This window comes from Sphingobium sp. CR28 (assembly GCF_052327305.1).
Lineage (GTDB): Bacteria > Pseudomonadota > Alphaproteobacteria > Sphingomonadales > Sphingomonadaceae > Sphingobium.
Genome location: NZ_CP182486.1, coordinates 2,698,345 through 2,715,147 on the forward strand (window position 1 = coordinate 2,698,345; position 16,803 = coordinate 2,715,147).

The following is a 16,803-nucleotide window of genomic DNA, read 5'->3' on the forward strand; positions in this document are numbered from 1 at the left end:
GGCAACATTGCGAAATGTCAGGTCTATTGGCGTTTACTCCAATATGGAGCCAAATTCCGCCGGGAGCCACGAAGGACAACGGAAAGTTTACTATGCCGCCTTAAGGATCGATGGCGGAGGAACCGGACATGAGTCACGCGCCAACGACTGGATTGGGAGGCACGCTCGCCCGATGGCGGCAGAAGTTGCTTGCCAGCGACGATATGGGTGCGGAGTCACAGGACGAGACCGGCCGTGAAAGCGGTCCCCTCCGGATGCGGCGGGAGGTCGAGCGGCGCAAGGCGCTTTACGACGATATTGGCGCATTTCTTTTTGCGCATGACCTGGATCTGACGACCCTCAACTTCGGTCTGGCGCTGGATTACATCACCGGCAACGACCTCGCGATCGAGAAGGCGGTGCGCGCGATCCTCCAGGACAAGGGCCGCCTGACCAACACGATTGCGGAGACCATCATCGCCGAGCAGCGGGTGGACGAGCTGACGCCGGATTCGCTGAGCGACATGCTGACCAAGGTGGAAGGCAATCTGGAGGAATTGACCGGACTTGCCGGCCAGTCGAGCAGCTCGGTCAAGGATTTTGGCGCGGAACTGCAACGCGGCGCATCGGAACTGGCCGAAGAGCGCGCGGGCGGCGACACCATTGCTAAGCTGGTTTCGCTCACGCGCACGATGATCGAACGCACACGCGATGTCGAGACGCGGATGCGCGAGGGGCAGAAGCAGACCCGCCTCCTTCAGAAAAGCCTGGAGAATGCGCGAAAGGCAGCAGAGCAGGACCATTTGACCGGCTTGCCGAACCGGCGCGCCTTCGAGAGCAGGCTGCGCGAGGAAGCCTTGGACGCGCGCGGAACCGGCGATGCCCTCAGCGTGGCCTTCTGCGACATCGACCACTTCAAGATCGTCAATGACACCCATGGTCATGACGCCGGGGACCGCGTGCTCAAGTTCGTGGGTGGTCTGCTATCCAAGATCTCGGGCGAGAAATGCCACGTTGCCCGCCACGGCGGCGAAGAGTTTGTCATGCTGTTTCGCGGCAAGTCGGTCGCCGAAGCCGCGAAAGTGGTGGATGATGCCCGCGCCGACATGGCGGAGCGCAACCTTGTCGACCGCAAGACTGGTGAGCGCCTTGAGCGCGTGACCTTCTCGGGCGGCATTGCCGATGTTTTTGGTTATCCCGAGCCTCGCGACGCGCTGAAGGCGGCCGATCGCGCGCTGTATCTCGCCAAACAGCACGGCCGCAATCGCGTCTACATCGCGCACGACATCGAAGAATAAGAGGGCCGGGTCACGCCCGATCCGGGGGCTGAACCTCAGAAATCCGGCTGATCGTAATGCGTGGGCGGGATGATGACTTCCATCCGCTCGGCCAGAAGAGCGCGGAATGATGGCCGCGACTTGATGGCGGCATACCACCGCTTGGTGGGCCGGTGGCCCTGCCAGTCTATGCCGCCGAGATAATCCGCCACGGAGATATGCGCCGCTGCGGTGATGTCCGCCAGCGTCATCGTGCCGCCGGCAAGCCAGCTGCGATGGTCCAGCAGATAGTCGGTATAGTCCATATGCGTGTTGGCGCGGCGCATGGCCTCACGCAGCACGCCTCCATCGGGCGCTGCCCGGTGGACGAGCCGCTTCTTCATGCGCTCATGGAGCAGGGGCGCAACGACGTCGCCAAAGACGATCTGGTCGAACCAGGCAGTCAGCCGGCGTATTTCCGCCCGATCGACCGGCGAGCCGGACATGAGCGGAAACTGATCGACCGTTTCCTCGAAATATTCGCAGATCGCCTGACTGTCACACAAGGTGATCGAGCGCGTGGCGTCGGTGAGCACTGGCGTGGTCCCGGCGGGGTTCATCTGCATGAAATCGTCGCGCGGCGCCCAGGGCGATTCGCGCTCAAGATCATAGGTGACGCCCTTTTCCGCCATGAGAAAGCGGACCTTGCGCGAAAAGGGACAGAGCGGGAATTGATAGAGGAGCCACATGGAATGGCTCTGTTAGGCTCAAGCGAGGCGAAGCGGAAGGCACTTCACCCGCAGGCATGCAATATAGTTCACTCCCGAAAGAAGGTCAGTTCTCCACCCCGGCCATCCCGTCGCGCACACCTTCGATCACGCCGCGCATCGCTTCCTGCATCGCGGGGAGCATCTGCGCCACCGCGCCCGCCATGGCACCAGCCATTTGCGTTCCCCGGCGCATCTTGCCATCAAGATCCCGCTCGAATTCAGGGTTGTTCCGAGCCATCACGTCGCCCAGCGTCGCATCGCGCGGCAAGCCTGACGGCGCGGCGTCGGGATCGGCACTCCGCACAGCTTCGGCCATGCCGCCCACGGGCATGGCCAGCAGGGCGCGAGTCACCGCGGCCATCGCATTTGCCATGCGCGCCTGCGTGGCGGGATCAGACATTCCCTTTGCCAGTTCGCTCCCATCCACGGACTCACGGGCAAGCGCGGGATGTGCGCCGAGAAGAAGGGCTGGCACCAGCGCGAAACCGGCGGCGCGAAGAGAAAGGGTTGGGCGTGACATAATCCAGGCTCCTGATCGGGCATGGCGGCGTCAATAAACGCAAAGACCACGCTGTGGATGAAAGCAGCTTTCGCCAGCCTGAATGGAACAGCGCCCCGGCTTTGATCGTATTGCGCTCATGGACCCGAACGCCCACCGAATAGCCGTGGTGGCGGCCATCGCGCTGGTCTCTGCAACCAGTGGAGTGGCTCTGGGCAACTTCGCGGTGTCGAAGAGCCCTTCGGCGAGCGCCATGTTCGCCGGAGCCGATGCTGTGACGGACGAGACGGCTGCGTTCGAGGCATCTCCACCGGAAGCGCGCCCCGATCTATCGCCGACACATTATAGCTGCACCGGGTGCGATGCTCGCCTTCACAAGGACGTTGCCTTCGTCGATACGTTCGAGCCGTTCGATAACCCGTCGCCGCCCGAGCCCGCTGCCGTCACCTATGCGCCGGTCGATGCGCCACAGCCTGCCCGTCGCCTTCAGAATGACCCCATGACCATCGACACCAAGGTGGGAGACGTATCGCGTCCTCGCGCAACGCCGGGTGCCGGCGTACTGGCGCCTCCGGTGCTCAGTCCACCGCCGCCCGAGCCGGTCAATCCAATTCTGTAGACTTCGCTCAGGTCGCGACGAGTTGCAGCGGTACGATCTCGATGATGATGTCACCCGTGGCGAGTTGCTGCGCCGCCGGTTCCCAAAAGCCGATGATCTCGTCTCCACGATGGATGCGCACGCCCAGGCCGGTCGAGAGCGCGGCGAGCGGCTTGCCGACTTCGCCCGGCCGGACGGCGCGCTCAGCGAGGCGCACCTTGCCGCCTGTTGCCGCAAGATCAGTGAGATAATCCGCAACGCGTGGCCCCTCGCAGGAGCCAGCGAGCAGGAGGCCGGCGAAGCTCGCGGGATTGATAACGGTCGTGGCACCGGCCTGCCGGGCCAGCAACTCATTGTCCTGCGCCCGCACGACAACGCTGATCGGCACATAGGGCGCCAGATGGCGGGCAGTCAGCGTAATGAGGATCGACGTATCGTCCCGCCCGGCCGCGACGATCACGGACTGCGCACGCCCCACGCGCACATCGTCGAGGGTCTGATCCCGCGTCGCGTCGCCCTTCAGCACATTGCAGCCCATCGCCTCGGCAATAGCGAGCGAGGCATCGTCATTGTCTATGACGACGATGCACTCAGGCCGGACGCCACGCGCCGTGAGCTCGTGCACTGCCTCCGCGCCGCTGGTGCCATAGCCGACGACGATGATGTGATCGGTGAGTTGCTGCTGGATGCGCGCCATGCGCCACTTCCCCAATACGCTGCGAAAGACGAAATGATAGGCTGTCCCCAGGAAGATGAGCCAGACGAAAATGCGGATCGGCGTGACGAAGAACGTCTCGAAGAGCTTGGTCCGGTCGCTGATGGGCACGATGTCGCCATAGCCGACGGTCGTGACCGTGACTGTGGTGAAGTAAAGAACGTCGATGAAGCTGATCGGTCGGCCGGGATTATTCGTATCCGCAAGACCGTCCGCATCAAACCAGTGGACTACCAGCACCACGGCCATAAGCGCCAGAATCAGCCCGACGCGCCAGCCAAGATCGGCCCAGACCGGCAGCGCGGACCGGCGGCGCAGGAAGGCATGGGCCGGCGGGCGGGGATCGTCGCGACGGGGCATCGACCAATGGGTGCCACTCCGCACTATCGAGGGCAAGATGCTTTGCGGATGAGGAGAGGGGAGCGGAGCGGCCTAGAAGCGTGCCGAGACCGCCGCCAGCGAAGCCTCATGCGTGAGGTCATAGTGGAGCGGCGTCACCGCGATATAGCCCTCCGCCACTGCCGCGAGATCGCTGTCCGGTGGAACGCTGTCCGAATGATCCAGACCAAACCAGAAATAGGGGTAGCCGCGCGGGTCCACGCCCGTGACGATGCGGGTGCGATCGACATCATGGAAACCCTGCCGTGCGACGCGGATGCCCTTCACTGCGTCTGGCGCGATCGCCGGAAAATTGACGTTCATCAGCGTCTTGGGATTGTGCGGAAGCTCAAGCAGACTGCGGACGACTCGTTCGCCCCAGACCCGCGCAACGTCGAAGGGCACGGCATCGCCCTTATGCTCCTTGCGATACACTTGGCTGAGCGCGATCGAGCGAATGCCCGAAATCGCGCCCTCCATCGCTGCCGAGACCGTGCCCGAATAGGTGACGTCCTCGGCCAGATTGGCACCGCGATTGACCCCCGAGAGCACGAGATCGGGCGGGGCGTCTTTCATGAGATGGCCCACCGCCAACATCACTGCGTCCGTTGGCGTACCGGAGACGCTGTAATGCTTCTCGCCATGCTGGCGCAGGCGCAGCGGCCGGGAGAGCATGAGGCTGTGGCCCGCGCCGGACTGCTCTTCGTCCGGAGCGACGATCCAGATATCGTCGCTGAATGCGCATGCGATCTCGTGCAGCACCCTGAGTCCGGGCGCATGCACGCCGTCGTCATTGGTGAGGAGAATGCGCATCAGCGCGGCACGAGGCGATCGAGTCCACCCATATAGGCGGCGAGCGCCGGGGGCACATCGACCGAACCGTCCGCGTTTTGATAATTCTCCAGCACCGCGACCAGCGTGCGGCCGACGGCGAGGCCGGAGCCGTTCAGCGTGTGAGCGAAGCGGGTGCCCTTCTCGCCTTCGGGGCGGAAGCGGGTATTCATGCGCCGTGCCTGGAAATCATTGCAGGTCGAGACCGAGCTGATCTCGCGATAGGTTTGCTGGCTGGGCAACCACACTTCGAGATCGAAGGTCTTGGCGGCCGTGAAGCCCATGTCGCCAGTGCAAAGCAGCATCCGGCGATAGGGCAGGCCAAGCGCTTCCAGAATGCTCTCCGCGCTCTGAAGCATATGAGCGTGCTCATCCGCCGCCTGCTCGGGCGTGCAGATGGAGACCAGCTCGACCTTCTCGAACTGGTGCTGCCGGATGAAGCCGCGCGTGTCCCGTCCGGCCGAGCCAGCCTCCGAGCGGAAGCAAGGAGTGAGCGCAGTCATGCGGATCGGCAGATCGGACTGGGTGAGGATCTGCTCGCGCACCAGATTGGTCAGCGAAACCTCGGCGGTGGGGATCAGCCAGCGGCCGTCCGTGGTGCGGAAAAGATCTTCGGCGAACTTGGGGAGCTGGCCCGTGCCGACCAGTGCCTCGTCCCGTACCAGCACAGGCGGATTGACCTCCTCATAGCCATTTTCGCGTGTCTGCACGTCCAGCATGAACTGGGCGAGCGCGCGGTGGAGGCGGGCCATCTGGCCGCGCAGCGCGGTAAAGCGCGCGCCGGACATGCGGGCCGCGCTCTCGAAATCGAGGCCGAGCGCCGGTCCGAAATCGGCGTGATCCTGCGGCGTGAAGTCGAAAATGCGCGGTTCGCCCCAGCGCTTCACTTCCACATTGCCGGTTTCGTCCGTGCCGGGCGGGACATCGTCGGCGGGAATATTGGGAATGGCGAGAAGCAGGGCGTCCAGCTCGGAAGCCGCAGCGCGCTCCTCTTCTTCAATGGCCGGGAGGCTCGTTTTGAGTTCGGCGACTTCCGCTTTGAGCTGCTCGGCGCGCTCGGCTTCGCCCTTCGCCATGGCCTGACCGATCGCCTTGCTGGCGTCGTTGCGGCGGGCGAGTCCTTCCTGCGCACGGGTGGCGGCGGAGCGGCGCCGCGCATCCAAATCGAGCAATGCGGATGAGCCCGCTTCCAGCCCCCGCCGGGCAAGGCCGGCATCAAAGGCTTCGGGATTTTCGCGAATGGCTTTTATGTCATGCATGGCCGGCCGCCTATGCCGCTTCGCCGCAAGGGGATCAAGCGGCGCGGCCGATGGCCGCCTGCTTTGATGGGACGAGGGGGCAGCGTGCGTTCAGGGACATTCTGCTCCGTTAACCTGAGGTAACCGCCCGGCGTCCGGAAAAGCGCGCGATCAGCAGACGGCCCGTCGCGCGATCTTTCTGCGCGCTTGTCTCGGGGCAATGGCGCGATTATAGGCGCGCCAAGGTGACCGGGTGCGTTCGCCTGGTCGAAGGGCGAGAACAGCGATGGCCACGGCTTCCAGTACGACGACAGATAAGGCCACTAACGATAATAGCGGGCACACGGAACTCCCGGAGGGCTATCGTCCCAGCCCCGACGAAGAGTTCATGAACCCCCTCCAGCTCGAATATTTCCGGCGGAGGCTGCTCGACTGGAAAAAGCAGATTCTTGCGGAGGCGGAGGGCACGCTGGCCGTGCTGCAAAGCGAGCCGCTGCGTGAACCCGACCTCAACGACCGAGCATCGAGCGAAACCGACTGGTCGATCGAACTGCGCACGCGGGACCGGCAGCGCAAGCTCATCTCAAAGATCGACGCGGCGCTCCGCCGAATCGAAGACGGCGAATATGGATATTGCGAAGTGACCGGAGAGCCGATCTCGCTTGGCCGGCTGGAAGCGCGTCCCATCGCCACGATGACAGTGGAGGCGCAAGAGCGCCATGAGCGCCAGGAAAAGATCTCCCGGGACGATTAAACCCAACGCATGACAGGCCCGATGGCATGACAAGTCCCGACGAGCATGAGGACAATGGGCCTCAAAATCGCGGCTCGAAGCGGGACAGCCTTTTCCTGCTCGCGGCAGCCCGGCTCGAAGGTGGCGACTCGGTCGGCCGGCTGCGCATCCGCAACCTCTCCGAGACCGGCCTCATGGCCGACTGCGAAACGCCCCTCGCGAAAGACGACAAGGTGATTGTCGATCTTCGAGGGGTCGGGGAGGTATCTGGCACAGTAAGGTGGTTCGCGGACGGGCGGATCGGCATGGAGTTCGATCAGCGGATCGACCCGCAGGGCGCCCGCAAGCCAGTCAGCAAAGGCCGGGAGGATGTGCCCAGCTATTTGCGGCCGATCGTCTCCGGCCGGCCCGGCTTTCGCCGCTAGGACCGACGCAGTCTGGACGGCCGCGAGCGGCATCCAGAAAAGCATGAATTTGTGGAAGTATTGAGGGGAGAGCTGCCTGTTGCACGGCGCTCCATCCCCTCAGTGCTGAATCTGGCGTTTGCCGGTCTTACCGGCGGCCCCTCTCCAATGATTCTTTTATGTACGCCTCAGCAAGACGGCACTTAGCGGGGCCTGCGGCAAAAAAAAAGGCCGACGCGAACGCCGGCCTTTGAGTCTTAGGAGAGGATGCCTGAAAGGCAGGTTCAAGTTAGCAAATGCAGCATTTGCTGCAAGTGCGAAAACGCAACCTTTGAATGCAAAAAATGCAACTACCTCTTATCGTGATGAAAAACCGAGATAAACTGCCGCAGATGAGCAAAATCGGCCATAATGATGGAGTTGGTTGCGCTGCGAGCGAATAGGGCTTGCGCCGGCGTTTAAACCAGATCCGCACGGCGAGGTTGACGAGTTCCGTAGCGTCAATTCGGGACAGTCTTGCGGTCAATGGTGGTCCACCTGCGCCGAAGCGATGCGGAAAAGACCATCTATATCCGTCACCGTATCCCCAATTTAGCCCGTGATACGATTCCTACTTCGCGAAGGTATCGCACTGGCGCGGATCGCCCGAGTCGAGGCCTTTCTTGAGCCAGGTCATGCGCTGCTCGCTGGACCCGTGCGTAAAGCTGTCCGGCATCGGGCGCTGGCCGGCCTCACGCTGAAGCGTATCGTCACCGATCGCTTGAGCCGCGCGCAGACCTTCTTCCAGATCGCCCGCTTCCATAAGGCCCGTGCGCTTGCCCCAGACGCCGGCATAACAGTCCGCCTGCAGTTCCACCCGCACCTGAAGAGCATTGCCTTCGCTCTGCCCAAGCTGGCGCTGGGCACGATTGACCTCGGCCAGCGTCCCTTCGAGATCCTGAATATGATGGCCGACTTCATGGGCGATCACATAAGCCTGCGCGAAGTCGCCCGGTGCGCCGAAGCGCTGCTGGAGCTCGTTGAAGAAGTCCGTGTCGAGGTAGATCTTTTTGTCGAGCGGGCAGTAGAACGGCCCCATGGCGGACTGAGCGGCGCCGCAGCCCGAGCGTCCGCTACGGGAATAGAAGGATAGGACCGTGGGCGCATAACGCTGGCCGTGCTCGGCGAAAATATCGTTCCACACTTTCTCGGTCGTCCCGAGAACCTTCAGCGAGAAGCTCTGCTGTTCCGTGAGCTGGCCACGCTCGACCTGTGTGCCCTGCGGGGCCGGGCTCATATTGCCGCCGCCTCCGCCCATCGGGTTCAAGCCGAGGAACGCCATGACCGCGAGCGCGATAACAATGCCGACACAGCCGAAGCGACTACCGATCATGGGGAGAAGAAGGCCGAAAAGACCGTTGCCGCCACCGAAGCCCATACCGCCGAAGCCGCCGCTGCTGCCGCCCTGCTGGATCTCGTAGTTGCTGCTCTCTTCCTGATCGTCCAGACGCATGGTGGTAGCCCTTGGTCAAACTCTTTACCGGCGACGAAACTAGGCGGCGCGCGACGGGCTGGCAACGACGAACGGCGTGTCGCGTGCGTTAGATGCAGCCTTCATGAACCTATTGTCATTGGCGCGTCGCGTCCGCTTCCTATATCGCAATGCGCCATGGACATGCCGACAAAGCCAAGGCGGCGGGATTGCGCGTCGCTCCCCTTGCCTCAGGAGGTGGCGCTGGTGCTGCAAGGCGGTGGCGCTCTGGGCTCGTTTCAGGCCGGTGTCGTGCAGGAGCTTGCACGGCTGGACATCGAGATCGACTGGGTCGCCGGTATCTCGATCGGCGCGGTCAACGCTGCGATCGTCGCAGGCAATCCGCCGGAGCGGCGGGTCGAGCAACTGACACGCTTCTGGGAGTTGGTGAGCGGCGGACTGCCGGATCTTTTCCTGCCCGAAGGCAACAGCGTCCGAGAAGCTGCTCATCTGACCGCTGCGGCGCTTGTGACCATGTGGGGCGTGCCCGGTTTCTTCCGCCCGCACGGGGTGCCGGCCTGGGCAGCGGCGCAGAAGTCGCAGGAAGCGCTGAGCTATTATGATACGTCGCCGCTGCGGGAGACGCTCGACGACCTGATCGACTGGGAACTGCTGAACCACGGGCCAGTGCGCTTCTCGGTCGGTGCGGTCGACATAGAGAGCGGCAATCTCATCTATTTCGACAATCACGACCCGGCCTGGAAAGGCAAGATCGATGCCCGGCACGTCATGGCGTCGGGTGCGCTGCCGCCGGGCTTGCCGCCGGTGGAGATCGACGGGCGGCATTATTGGGACGGCGGTCTGGTCTCCAATACTCCGCTCGATCATGTCCTGTGCCATCAGACCGGGGACATACTGATCTTCCAGTGCGACCTGTTTCCTGCGGAAGGACCGCTCCCGGCGGAGATGACGCAGGTCTGGTCCCGCCAGAAGGACATTCAATATTCCAGTCGCACTCGGCAGGTGACCGACCAGATGCTGCGGCAGCGCCGGGAGCATAAGGCCATTCGTGCCTTGCTTGACCGCCTGCCGGAGGATCTGCGCGACAGCGCGGAAGCGCGCGAGCTGGAGGAGATTTCCCGCGAGAGCGCAGTGAACATCGTTCACCTCATCTACAAGCTGCGCTCCTGGTCCACGAGCGCGCGCGACTTCGAGTTTTCGCGCGGCACGATGCGCGACAACTGGACGCAGGGGCAAGAGGCAGTGAGTGCCGTCATTGCCCGGGGCAACCGCATCATCGCGGACAATATCGTAAGCGGAAAGACCGCAGCGTTCGATCTGGCGCTGAGCGGTGAGTTGAAGGAGAAGCAGGCATGACTCTCAAGGGCAAGACGGCGCTGGTCACGGGTTCTACATCTGGCATCGGGCTCGCTTATGCCAAGGCGCTGGCCGGCGAGGGGGCCAATGTCGTCATCAACGGCTTCGGCGATGCCGCCGCAATCGAGACGGAGCGGCTGGCGCTTGAAGCGACGAGCGGGGGCAGGGCGCTTTATTCGGCCCATGATCTCACCAAGGTCGATCAGATCGAGGCGATGATGAAGGAAGCCGCCGACACCTTTGGTGGAGTCGATATTCTCGTCAACAATGCCGGCGTCCAGCATGTCGCGCCTGTCGAAGAGTTTCCGATCGACAAATGGAACCTCATCATCGCGCTTAATCTCACGGCTGCCTTCCACACGACGCGTTTGGCCGTGCCCTATATGAAGGGCAAAAAATGGGGCCGGATCATCCAGACGGCCTCGGCCCACAGCAAGGTCGCCTCACCGTTCAAGAGCGCTTATGTGACCGCGAAGCACGGGCTGGACGGCTTCACGAAGACAGTCGCGCTGGAGCTGGCGACCTTCGGCGTGACGGCTAATTGCATTTCGCCCGGTTACGTGTGGACGCCACTGGTGGAAGGGCAGATCCCCGACACGATGAAGGCGCGGAACATGACGCGCGATCAGGTCATCAATGACGTGTTGCTCGCTGGCCAGCCGACCAAACAGTTTGTGACCGCAGAGGAAGTCGCCGCAATCGCGCTGTTTCTCTGCTCGGATGCTGCAGCCCAGATCACGGGCGCGAACATTTCAGTCGATGGAGGTTGGACGGCACAGTGATGAGTGTAAGGCTTTTTTCGTCACCCTGAACTTGATTCAGGGTCCATCTGCATATGGCGTGGATGCTGAAACAAGCTCAGCATGACGGTGACGGAAATTAGCGAGTTATACTTCGGCAATCAGCGCCTTCGCCGTTCCATCGCAAACCAACTCGGCATCTCCCTCGACCAGCCAGCATTCGCCTGCTTCCCAGCGCTGGCCATCGATGGTACCGGCGCCTTCGAGGGGTACGAACCAACGCTCGCCGACTCCTGAGAGGTCGCTGCTACCCGCGCCGAAGCTCTCAATATCGAGCGTGAACGGGGCGTCGCCGGGGCCGAGCAGCGTGGCATCGCTGGCGTCAGCAACATTGACCGGGGCACGCTCGTAGCGGCGGGCGACGCTCACCGCGACGCCATCCACCAGATGCAGTTCGCGCGGGCGGCCATAATCATAGAGCCGATAGGTCACGTCGACATTCTGCTGGACCTCAACCAGCGTCACGCCCGCACCGATCGCGTGAATAGTGCCAGCCGGGATGTAGAAGAAATCTCCGGGCTTGACCGGCTTCCAGTCCATCAGCGTCTCGATCTCGCCGGAAAGCGAGGCCTCTTTGAGACGATGACCCGAGAGCGTCTCGACCGTGCCGATACCGAGCGTTGCGCCGGGCTCAGCGGCGGTGATGAGCCAGCACTCGCTCTTGCCGCCGGGGAGGCCGCGTTCGCGCCCCTGCTCGTCGGTGGGGTGGACCTGTATCGAGAGGCGCTCGCTGGTGAAGATATATTTGACGAGCAGGGGCGGATGGCGCCCTTCCGGTCCATCGAACCACACTTCGCCGATCTGCCGGCCGCCGCCCTCCGGGAAGGTGGCGGGCAGGTCCGTGCGGCCCCAGGGCTTCTCGACATATTTGGTGCTGAGGCGAGTTGCCGTCATTCCTTCGTCTCCGCTTTGGGCGCGATCGCCCGCTTGCCGCCGATCCAGACCTCCACCACGCGCACATTGGCGATATCCGCCGGGCGCGCCAGTTCGATGTCCTGATCGAGCAGCAGGAAGTCAGCGCGCTGACCCGTCGCAAGGTTCCCGAACTGCTTCTCGGCAAAGCCCGCATAAGCCGCGCCTTGCGTATAGGCGCGAAGAGCCTCGGCAAGGGTCAGGCGCTGTTCGGGCAACCAGCCGCCTGGGGGTTCCGCGCGCGCGTCCTCCCGCGTGACGGCGACCTTGAGGCCGAGCCATGGGTCCGCCGGTTCGACTGGCACGTCCGACCCGAAGGCGAGACGGCTGCCGTTCTGGAGCATGGCGCGCCAGGCATAAGCGCCGCCCAGACGGGCCGGGCCGAGACGCGCGGTGGCCATCTTCCAGTCCGAGCTTTCATGCTGCGGCTGCATGGAGGCAATGATGCCCTGCCGACCGAAGCGGGGTAGATCGACAGGATCGACGATCTGGGCATGCTCGACGCGCCAGCGCCGATCGCCTTTGTAGGTCTCGGCCAGTTCTTCGATCGCGCTTAGAACCTCGGCATTGGCCCGGTCGCCGATTGCGTGAATGGCAAGCTGGAAGCCGTCCATCGCGGCGCGGCTCATCTGATTGCGCAGCTGAGTGGAGTCGGTCTGGATGAGGCCGGTCTCGGCGGGCGCGTCCGCATAGGGTGCCTTGAGCCAAGCGCCGCGCGAGCCAAGCGCGCCGTCCATGTAGAGCTTGACGCCTCCCAGCCGAAGCCGGTCATCGTAGAGCCAGGGGGTAGGGGAGGAGCCGGCAATCATCGCGGCCTGCGCGGTGCCGCTGGCGTAGCCCATGATACGGATCACGAGCGCGCCCCGATCACCTGCCCGGCGGAAGGTCTGCCAGTCGTCGATGGTGGTGCCCATGTCCGCGATGGCGGTGACGCCTTTCGCCAGCAACGCTTCCTGCGCCTTCATGAAAGCGGCGTCACGGTCCTTGGGGAGAGGCGCGGGGATCACCGGCTCCATCAGGGCCATGGCCTTGTCGACAAGCACGCCGGTCGGCTTGCCCGCCGCCATCTCGATACGGCCGCCGGGAGGCGCCTTTGTCGCTGCAGTGATCTTCGCGGCGGTGAGGGCGGCATCGTTGGCCCAGCCGGCATGGCCGTCGACCCGGGAGAGCCAGATCGGCCGTCCGTTGCCGATGCCGGCAAGGTCCGCAGCGGTCGGGAAGCGGCCAAGGCCCCATTGTTCCTGATTCCAGCCAAACCCGATGATCCACGGCCGCGAGGGATTGGCGGCGGCATAGGCGGCGATTTTTGCCTTTGCCTCATCGAGCGTCCTGGTGTCCGAGAGGTCGAGATTGAGCTTGAGGAAGCCCAGCTGCATCACATGGCCATGCGCGTCGATCATGCCGGGCACGAGAGTGCGCCCCTTGCCGTCCAGTCGGAAATCGAGCTCCTTCGGCGGCTTATCGCCCGGCCCCAGGCGCTTCTCCACGCGCCCATCGCGGTCGATCAGCAGGCCCGAGAAGTGCACGAGATCGCCCTTCTCATCGACAGTGATGCCGTTCACATTATCGACGAGGCCACTTGCGAGCGCAGGCGCAGGCACCAGCATCGCGGCGAGCAGGGCCGCCTTCACTTTCATGTTGCGCAACTCACGGTTTGGGTATGCGGCGCACCAACGCGCTGGTGTCCTGGCGGGATCCGCCCATCTTCTGAATTTCGGCATAGAACTGATCGACCAGCGCAGTGACGGGAAGCGTCGCGCCCATGGCGCGCCCTTCTTCGAGCGCGAGGCCGAGATCCTTGCGCATCCAGTCGACCGCGAAGCCGAAATCGAACTTGTCCTGCGCCATCGTCTGCCAACGATTTTCCATCTGCCAGCTTTGGGCGGCGCCGCCGGAAATCGCCTCCAGCACCTTGTCCAGATCGAGATGGGCCGCCTGCGCGAAGCGCAGCGCTTCCGAGACGCCCTGCAGGACGCCTGCAATGCAGATCTGGTTCACCATCTTGGTAGTCTGGCCAGCGCCGGCAGGCCCCACGTGGATGATGCGGGCGGCATAGGCCTGCATCACCAGCTGGGCAGCGGCGACCGCCGGCTCTTCTCCGCCGCACATGACGGAAAGCGTGCCGTTTTGCGCGCCGGACTGGCCGCCGGAGACGGGCGCATCGACGCAGTGAATGCCGCGGCTTTCCCCTTCGACGGCGAGCTGCCGGGCGATCCGTGCGGAGACGGTCGTGTGATCGATGAAGAGGCCGCCGGGCTTCAGCGTGCGGAAGGCGCCATCCTTCCCGAGCGTCACTGTCGCCAGATCATCATCCGTGCCGACGCAACTGATGACGATATCGGCTTCCTGCGCGGCCTGCGCCGGGCTGGTGGCAGCAATGCCGCCATATTGGGTGACCCATCCCTGGCTCTTTCCCAATGTACGATTGAACACCGCGATGTCGTGGCCGGCTTTCGCCAGATGCCCCGCCATCGGTCCCCCCATGACCCCCAGGCCAATAAACGCGATCTTAGCCATATGGGCGGCATAGAGCCTGTTTCATCAGAGCGCCAGATACGTTAGGGCGACCGCCATGCACAGTTTAGACCGTATCGAGCCCCTGGACGCCGCTTCTCCGGAGTTTCCCGTCTCGATCGACGACATTCGCGCTGCGCACGCGCGCATTTCGCCGTCCATCGTGCGGACGCCGACGCTGCACAGCAAGACGCTCTCCGCACTCTCCGGCGCGGACGTGTGGCTCAAGTTCGAGAATTTGCAGTTCACAGCTGCTTATAAGGAGCGTGGCGCGCTCAACCGACTGCTGATGCTGGACCCGGCGGCACGCGCCAAGGGCGTGATTGCGGCCTCGGCCGGCAACCATGCGCAGGGTCTGGCCTATCATGGTGCGCGGCTCGGCGTGCCTGTCACCATCGTCATGCCGCGCCCGACCCCGACGGTGAAGGTGATGCAGACGGAGGGGCATGGCGCCACCGTGGTGCTTCACGGCGAAACCTTCGACGATGCCTATGCACATGCCCGCACGCTGGAGGTGGAGCGGGGGCTGACCTTCGTCCACCCGTTCGACGAGCCGGATATCATTGCGGGCCAGGGCACGGTCGCGCTGGAAATGATGGAGGACGCGCCGGAGATCGATACGCTGATCGTTCCCATCGGGGGCGGTGGGCTGTTCTCGGGTATGGGCACGGCGGCACGCGGCATAAAGCCGGACGTTCATCTCGTCGGCGTGCAGGCCGAGCTTTATCCCTCCATGTACGACGTCATCAAGAACGCCAATCTGCCCTGCGACGGCGACACGCTGGCGGAAGGCATTGCGGTCAAGGAGCCGGGCCTGCTCACCCGCCGTTTCGTGGCGGCGCTGGCGGACGATGTTGTGCTGGTCGATGAGCGCAGCCTGGAGCAGGCCGTCAGCCTGCTTCTACAGATCGAGAAGACAGTGGTCGAAGGCGCAGGGGCGGCGGGTCTTGCCGCGCTACTTGCGCACAAGGCGATGTTTGCTGGGCGCAAGGTCGGCCTCGTTCTGTGTGGCGGCAATATCGATATGCGCCTGCTCGCGAACGTGCTGCTGCGCGATCTCGCGCGTTCTGGGCGGCTCGCGCGCCTGCGTATCCGTTTGCAGGACCGGCCCGGCACGCTCTATAATGTCGCGCGCATCTTCCAGGAGCAGGGCGTCAACATCCTTGAGCTCTATCATCAGCGCATCTTCACCACGTTGCCGGCCAAGGGCCTGTCGCTCGACGTCGAATGCGAGCCACGCGACGAGGCGCACCTTGCCCGGCTGATGGCGGCCCTCGCGCAAGCCGGCTACGACGCCGCGAGAGTGGAGCTGGCATGATCGGAGCGCCCGCGCGCCTTCGGATGCAACATCTTCGTGGTAAATGATCTTTTCACTCTCTCCGGTTGGCGGCATAGTTTGACGGGTCGCGAGTCCGCGGCTGGTTTCCGCTGCGGAGAGAGACTGTGAGCGCTGCCTTTCGTTTCCCGCGCTTCTTCATGACCAATGCCGGCCCGTGCCCCTATCTGCCGGGGCGGACGGAGCGGAAGGTCTTTACTGAGCTGGCCGGGGACCATGCCGGCGAACTCAACGACGCGCTCGGCCGCATCGGTTTCCGCCGCAGCCAGAACGTGGCTTATCGGCCGAGTTGCACGGATTGCACAGCGTGCGTCTCCGTGCGGATCGTTGCGAGCGAGTTCATGCCCAATGCCACGCAGCGCCGCCTTCTCCGGAAGAATAGCGATCTGGTCTCGACCGTTTGCAAGGCCTGGTCGACGGAGGAGCAGTTCGAACTGCTCCAGCGGTATCTCGCTGCGCGTCATCCAGGCGGCGGAATGACCGAGATGGACGACGTCGACTATGCCGACATGGTCGAGCAGACGCCGGTTGAAAGCTATATCATCGAGTATCGCGAGCCCGCCGGGCCGAATGGTCCGGGCAGGCTGGTGGGCGCCTGCCTGACGGACCGGCAGGGCGATGGTCTCTCGATGATCTACTCCTTCTTCGATCCTGAGCTGACGGGACGGCAGGGACTGGGCAGCTTCATCATCATCGACCATGTGCTGCGCGCGCAGCAGGGCGGGCTGCCCTATGTGTATCTCGGCTACTGGGTCGAGGGCTCGGAGCGCATGAACTACAAGGTGCGTTTCCGGCCGATCGAGAAGCTGGGCCGGGCGGGCTGGGAGCGCTTTGACGGCGCCATGACGCAGCGCGCGGCAGGAGTGGAGCGGGGTAACGAACCTGCTCTCAGCCGCGACGAGGCCGGTCGCCTCTTCAAGTAAGGCGTTCGGCGCCCACAAGTCGGTCGTTCGCTCGGCCGGTGTTTCCCTTCGCTCATTTCAAAGTCCTGTCCGGCCAGACGCTCTGACCAG

The 16,803-nt window shown here is 63.7% G+C and carries 17 protein-coding genes; 8 read left to right on the plus strand and 9 right to left on the minus strand.

The window, feature by feature from the left end:
• The first annotated feature begins 128 nt into the window (after positions 1 to 128).
• On the plus strand, positions 129 to 1,277 hold the full coding sequence (locus tag ACNAOH_RS13055; protein WP_443970585.1) for a diguanylate cyclase: 1,149 nt from the start codon (positions 129 to 131) through the stop codon (positions 1,275 to 1,277).
• 35 nt (positions 1,278 to 1,312) lie between these two features.
• Here the strand turns inward: ACNAOH_RS13055 and ACNAOH_RS13060 are convergent, their stop codons facing one another.
• Positions 1,313 to 1,984, minus strand: coding sequence for a glutathione S-transferase family protein (locus tag ACNAOH_RS13060; RefSeq protein ID WP_443970586.1), 672 nt, complete (start codon positions 1,982 to 1,984; stop codon positions 1,313 to 1,315).
• 85 nt (positions 1,985 to 2,069) lie between these two features.
• On the minus strand, positions 2,070 to 2,525 hold the full coding sequence (locus tag ACNAOH_RS13065; protein ID WP_443970587.1) for a hypothetical protein: 456 nt from the start codon (positions 2,523 to 2,525) through the stop codon (positions 2,070 to 2,072).
• An 82-nt stretch (positions 2,526 to 2,607) separates the two neighbouring features.
• Here ACNAOH_RS13065 and ACNAOH_RS13070 point away from each other — a divergent pair, with 82 nt between their 5' ends.
• Positions 2,608 to 3,123: a hypothetical protein gene (locus ACNAOH_RS13070; protein WP_443970588.1), complete on the plus strand. Its 516-nt coding sequence runs from the start codon at positions 2,608 to 2,610 to the stop codon at positions 3,121 to 3,123.
• A 7-nt stretch (positions 3,124 to 3,130) separates the two neighbouring features.
• On the opposite strand, the gene ACNAOH_RS13075 is transcribed toward ACNAOH_RS13070, so the two are convergent.
• The 3 genes from ACNAOH_RS13075 to serS all read right to left on the minus strand — a co-directional run bounded on the left by ACNAOH_RS13075 (position 3,131) and on the right by serS (position 6,285).
• A complete protein-coding gene (locus ACNAOH_RS13075) occupies positions 3,131 to 4,177 on the minus strand; it encodes a potassium channel family protein (RefSeq protein WP_443970589.1) in 1,047 nt (348 codons plus the stop codon).
• A 72-nt stretch (positions 4,178 to 4,249) separates the two neighbouring features.
• Positions 4,250 to 5,008, minus strand: coding sequence for a 5'/3'-nucleotidase SurE (gene surE, locus ACNAOH_RS13080; RefSeq protein ID WP_443970590.1), 759 nt, complete (start codon positions 5,006 to 5,008; stop codon positions 4,250 to 4,252).
• A complete protein-coding gene (gene serS, locus ACNAOH_RS13085) occupies positions 5,008 to 6,285 on the minus strand; it encodes a serine--tRNA ligase (protein ID WP_443970591.1) in 1,278 nt (425 codons plus the stop codon). The genes surE and serS overlap by 1 nt, the downstream gene beginning before the upstream one ends.
• 265 nt (positions 6,286 to 6,550) lie before the next feature.
• Here serS and dksA point away from each other — a divergent pair, with 265 nt between their 5' ends.
• Together dksA and ACNAOH_RS13095 are read left to right on the plus strand one after the other, a co-directional pair.
• Positions 6,551 to 7,018, plus strand: coding sequence for an RNA polymerase-binding protein DksA (dksA, locus tag ACNAOH_RS13090; RefSeq protein WP_443970592.1), 468 nt, complete (start codon positions 6,551 to 6,553; stop codon positions 7,016 to 7,018).
• 26 nt (positions 7,019 to 7,044) lie between these two features.
• The gene (locus tag ACNAOH_RS13095; protein WP_443970593.1) at positions 7,045 to 7,422 is read left to right on the plus strand and encodes a PilZ domain-containing protein; all 378 of its coding nucleotides are present in this window, start codon (positions 7,045 to 7,047) and stop codon (positions 7,420 to 7,422) included.
• Positions 7,423 to 8,011: 589 nt separating this feature from the next.
• Here ACNAOH_RS13095 and ypfJ read toward each other — a convergent pair.
• On the minus strand, positions 8,012 to 8,893 hold the full coding sequence (gene ypfJ, locus ACNAOH_RS13100; protein ID WP_443970594.1) for a KPN_02809 family neutral zinc metallopeptidase: 882 nt from the start codon (positions 8,891 to 8,893) through the stop codon (positions 8,012 to 8,014).
• A 156-nt stretch (positions 8,894 to 9,049) separates the two neighbouring features.
• On the opposite strand from ypfJ, the gene ACNAOH_RS13105 reads away from it, so the two are divergent.
• Together ACNAOH_RS13105 and ACNAOH_RS13110 are read left to right on the plus strand one after the other, a co-directional pair.
• Entirely contained in the window at positions 9,050 to 10,228 is a 1,179-nt protein-coding gene (locus ACNAOH_RS13105) for a patatin-like phospholipase family protein (RefSeq protein WP_443970595.1), read from the plus strand.
• Positions 10,225 to 11,010: a 3-hydroxybutyrate dehydrogenase gene (locus ACNAOH_RS13110; RefSeq protein WP_443970596.1), complete on the plus strand. Its 786-nt coding sequence runs from the start codon at positions 10,225 to 10,227 to the stop codon at positions 11,008 to 11,010. Before ACNAOH_RS13105 ends, ACNAOH_RS13110 begins: the two co-directional genes overlap by 4 nt.
• Before the next feature lie 105 nt (positions 11,011 to 11,115).
• Here ACNAOH_RS13110 and ACNAOH_RS13115 read toward each other — a convergent pair whose 3' ends face one another.
• From ACNAOH_RS13115 to ACNAOH_RS13125, 3 genes are read right to left on the minus strand one after another with little or no spacing between them, the layout of a single operon-like run.
• Positions 11,116 to 11,922 (minus strand): class I mannose-6-phosphate isomerase, encoded by an 807-nt coding sequence (locus tag ACNAOH_RS13115; protein WP_443970597.1) that lies wholly within the window; start codon positions 11,920 to 11,922, stop codon positions 11,116 to 11,118.
• Positions 11,919 to 13,577, minus strand: coding sequence for an amidohydrolase (locus ACNAOH_RS13120; RefSeq protein ID WP_443970598.1), 1,659 nt, complete (start codon positions 13,575 to 13,577; stop codon positions 11,919 to 11,921). Before ACNAOH_RS13120 ends, ACNAOH_RS13115 begins: the two co-directional genes overlap by 4 nt.
• A gap of 10 nt (positions 13,578 to 13,587) precedes the next feature.
• The gene (locus tag ACNAOH_RS13125; RefSeq protein ID WP_443970599.1) at positions 13,588 to 14,457 is read right to left on the minus strand and encodes an NAD(P)-dependent oxidoreductase; all 870 of its coding nucleotides are present in this window, start codon (positions 14,455 to 14,457) and stop codon (positions 13,588 to 13,590) included.
• 55 nt (positions 14,458 to 14,512) lie between these two features.
• Here ACNAOH_RS13125 and ACNAOH_RS13130 point away from each other — a divergent pair, with 55 nt between their 5' ends.
• Together ACNAOH_RS13130 and ACNAOH_RS13135 are read left to right on the plus strand one after the other, a co-directional pair.
• A complete protein-coding gene (locus ACNAOH_RS13130; protein ID WP_443970600.1) occupies positions 14,513 to 15,772 on the plus strand; it encodes a threonine ammonia-lyase in 1,260 nt (419 codons plus the stop codon).
• 125 nt (positions 15,773 to 15,897) lie between these two features.
• Entirely contained in the window at positions 15,898 to 16,713 is an 816-nt protein-coding gene (locus ACNAOH_RS13135) for an arginyltransferase (protein ID WP_443970601.1), read from the plus strand.
• Positions 16,714 to 16,803: the final 90 nt, after the last annotated feature.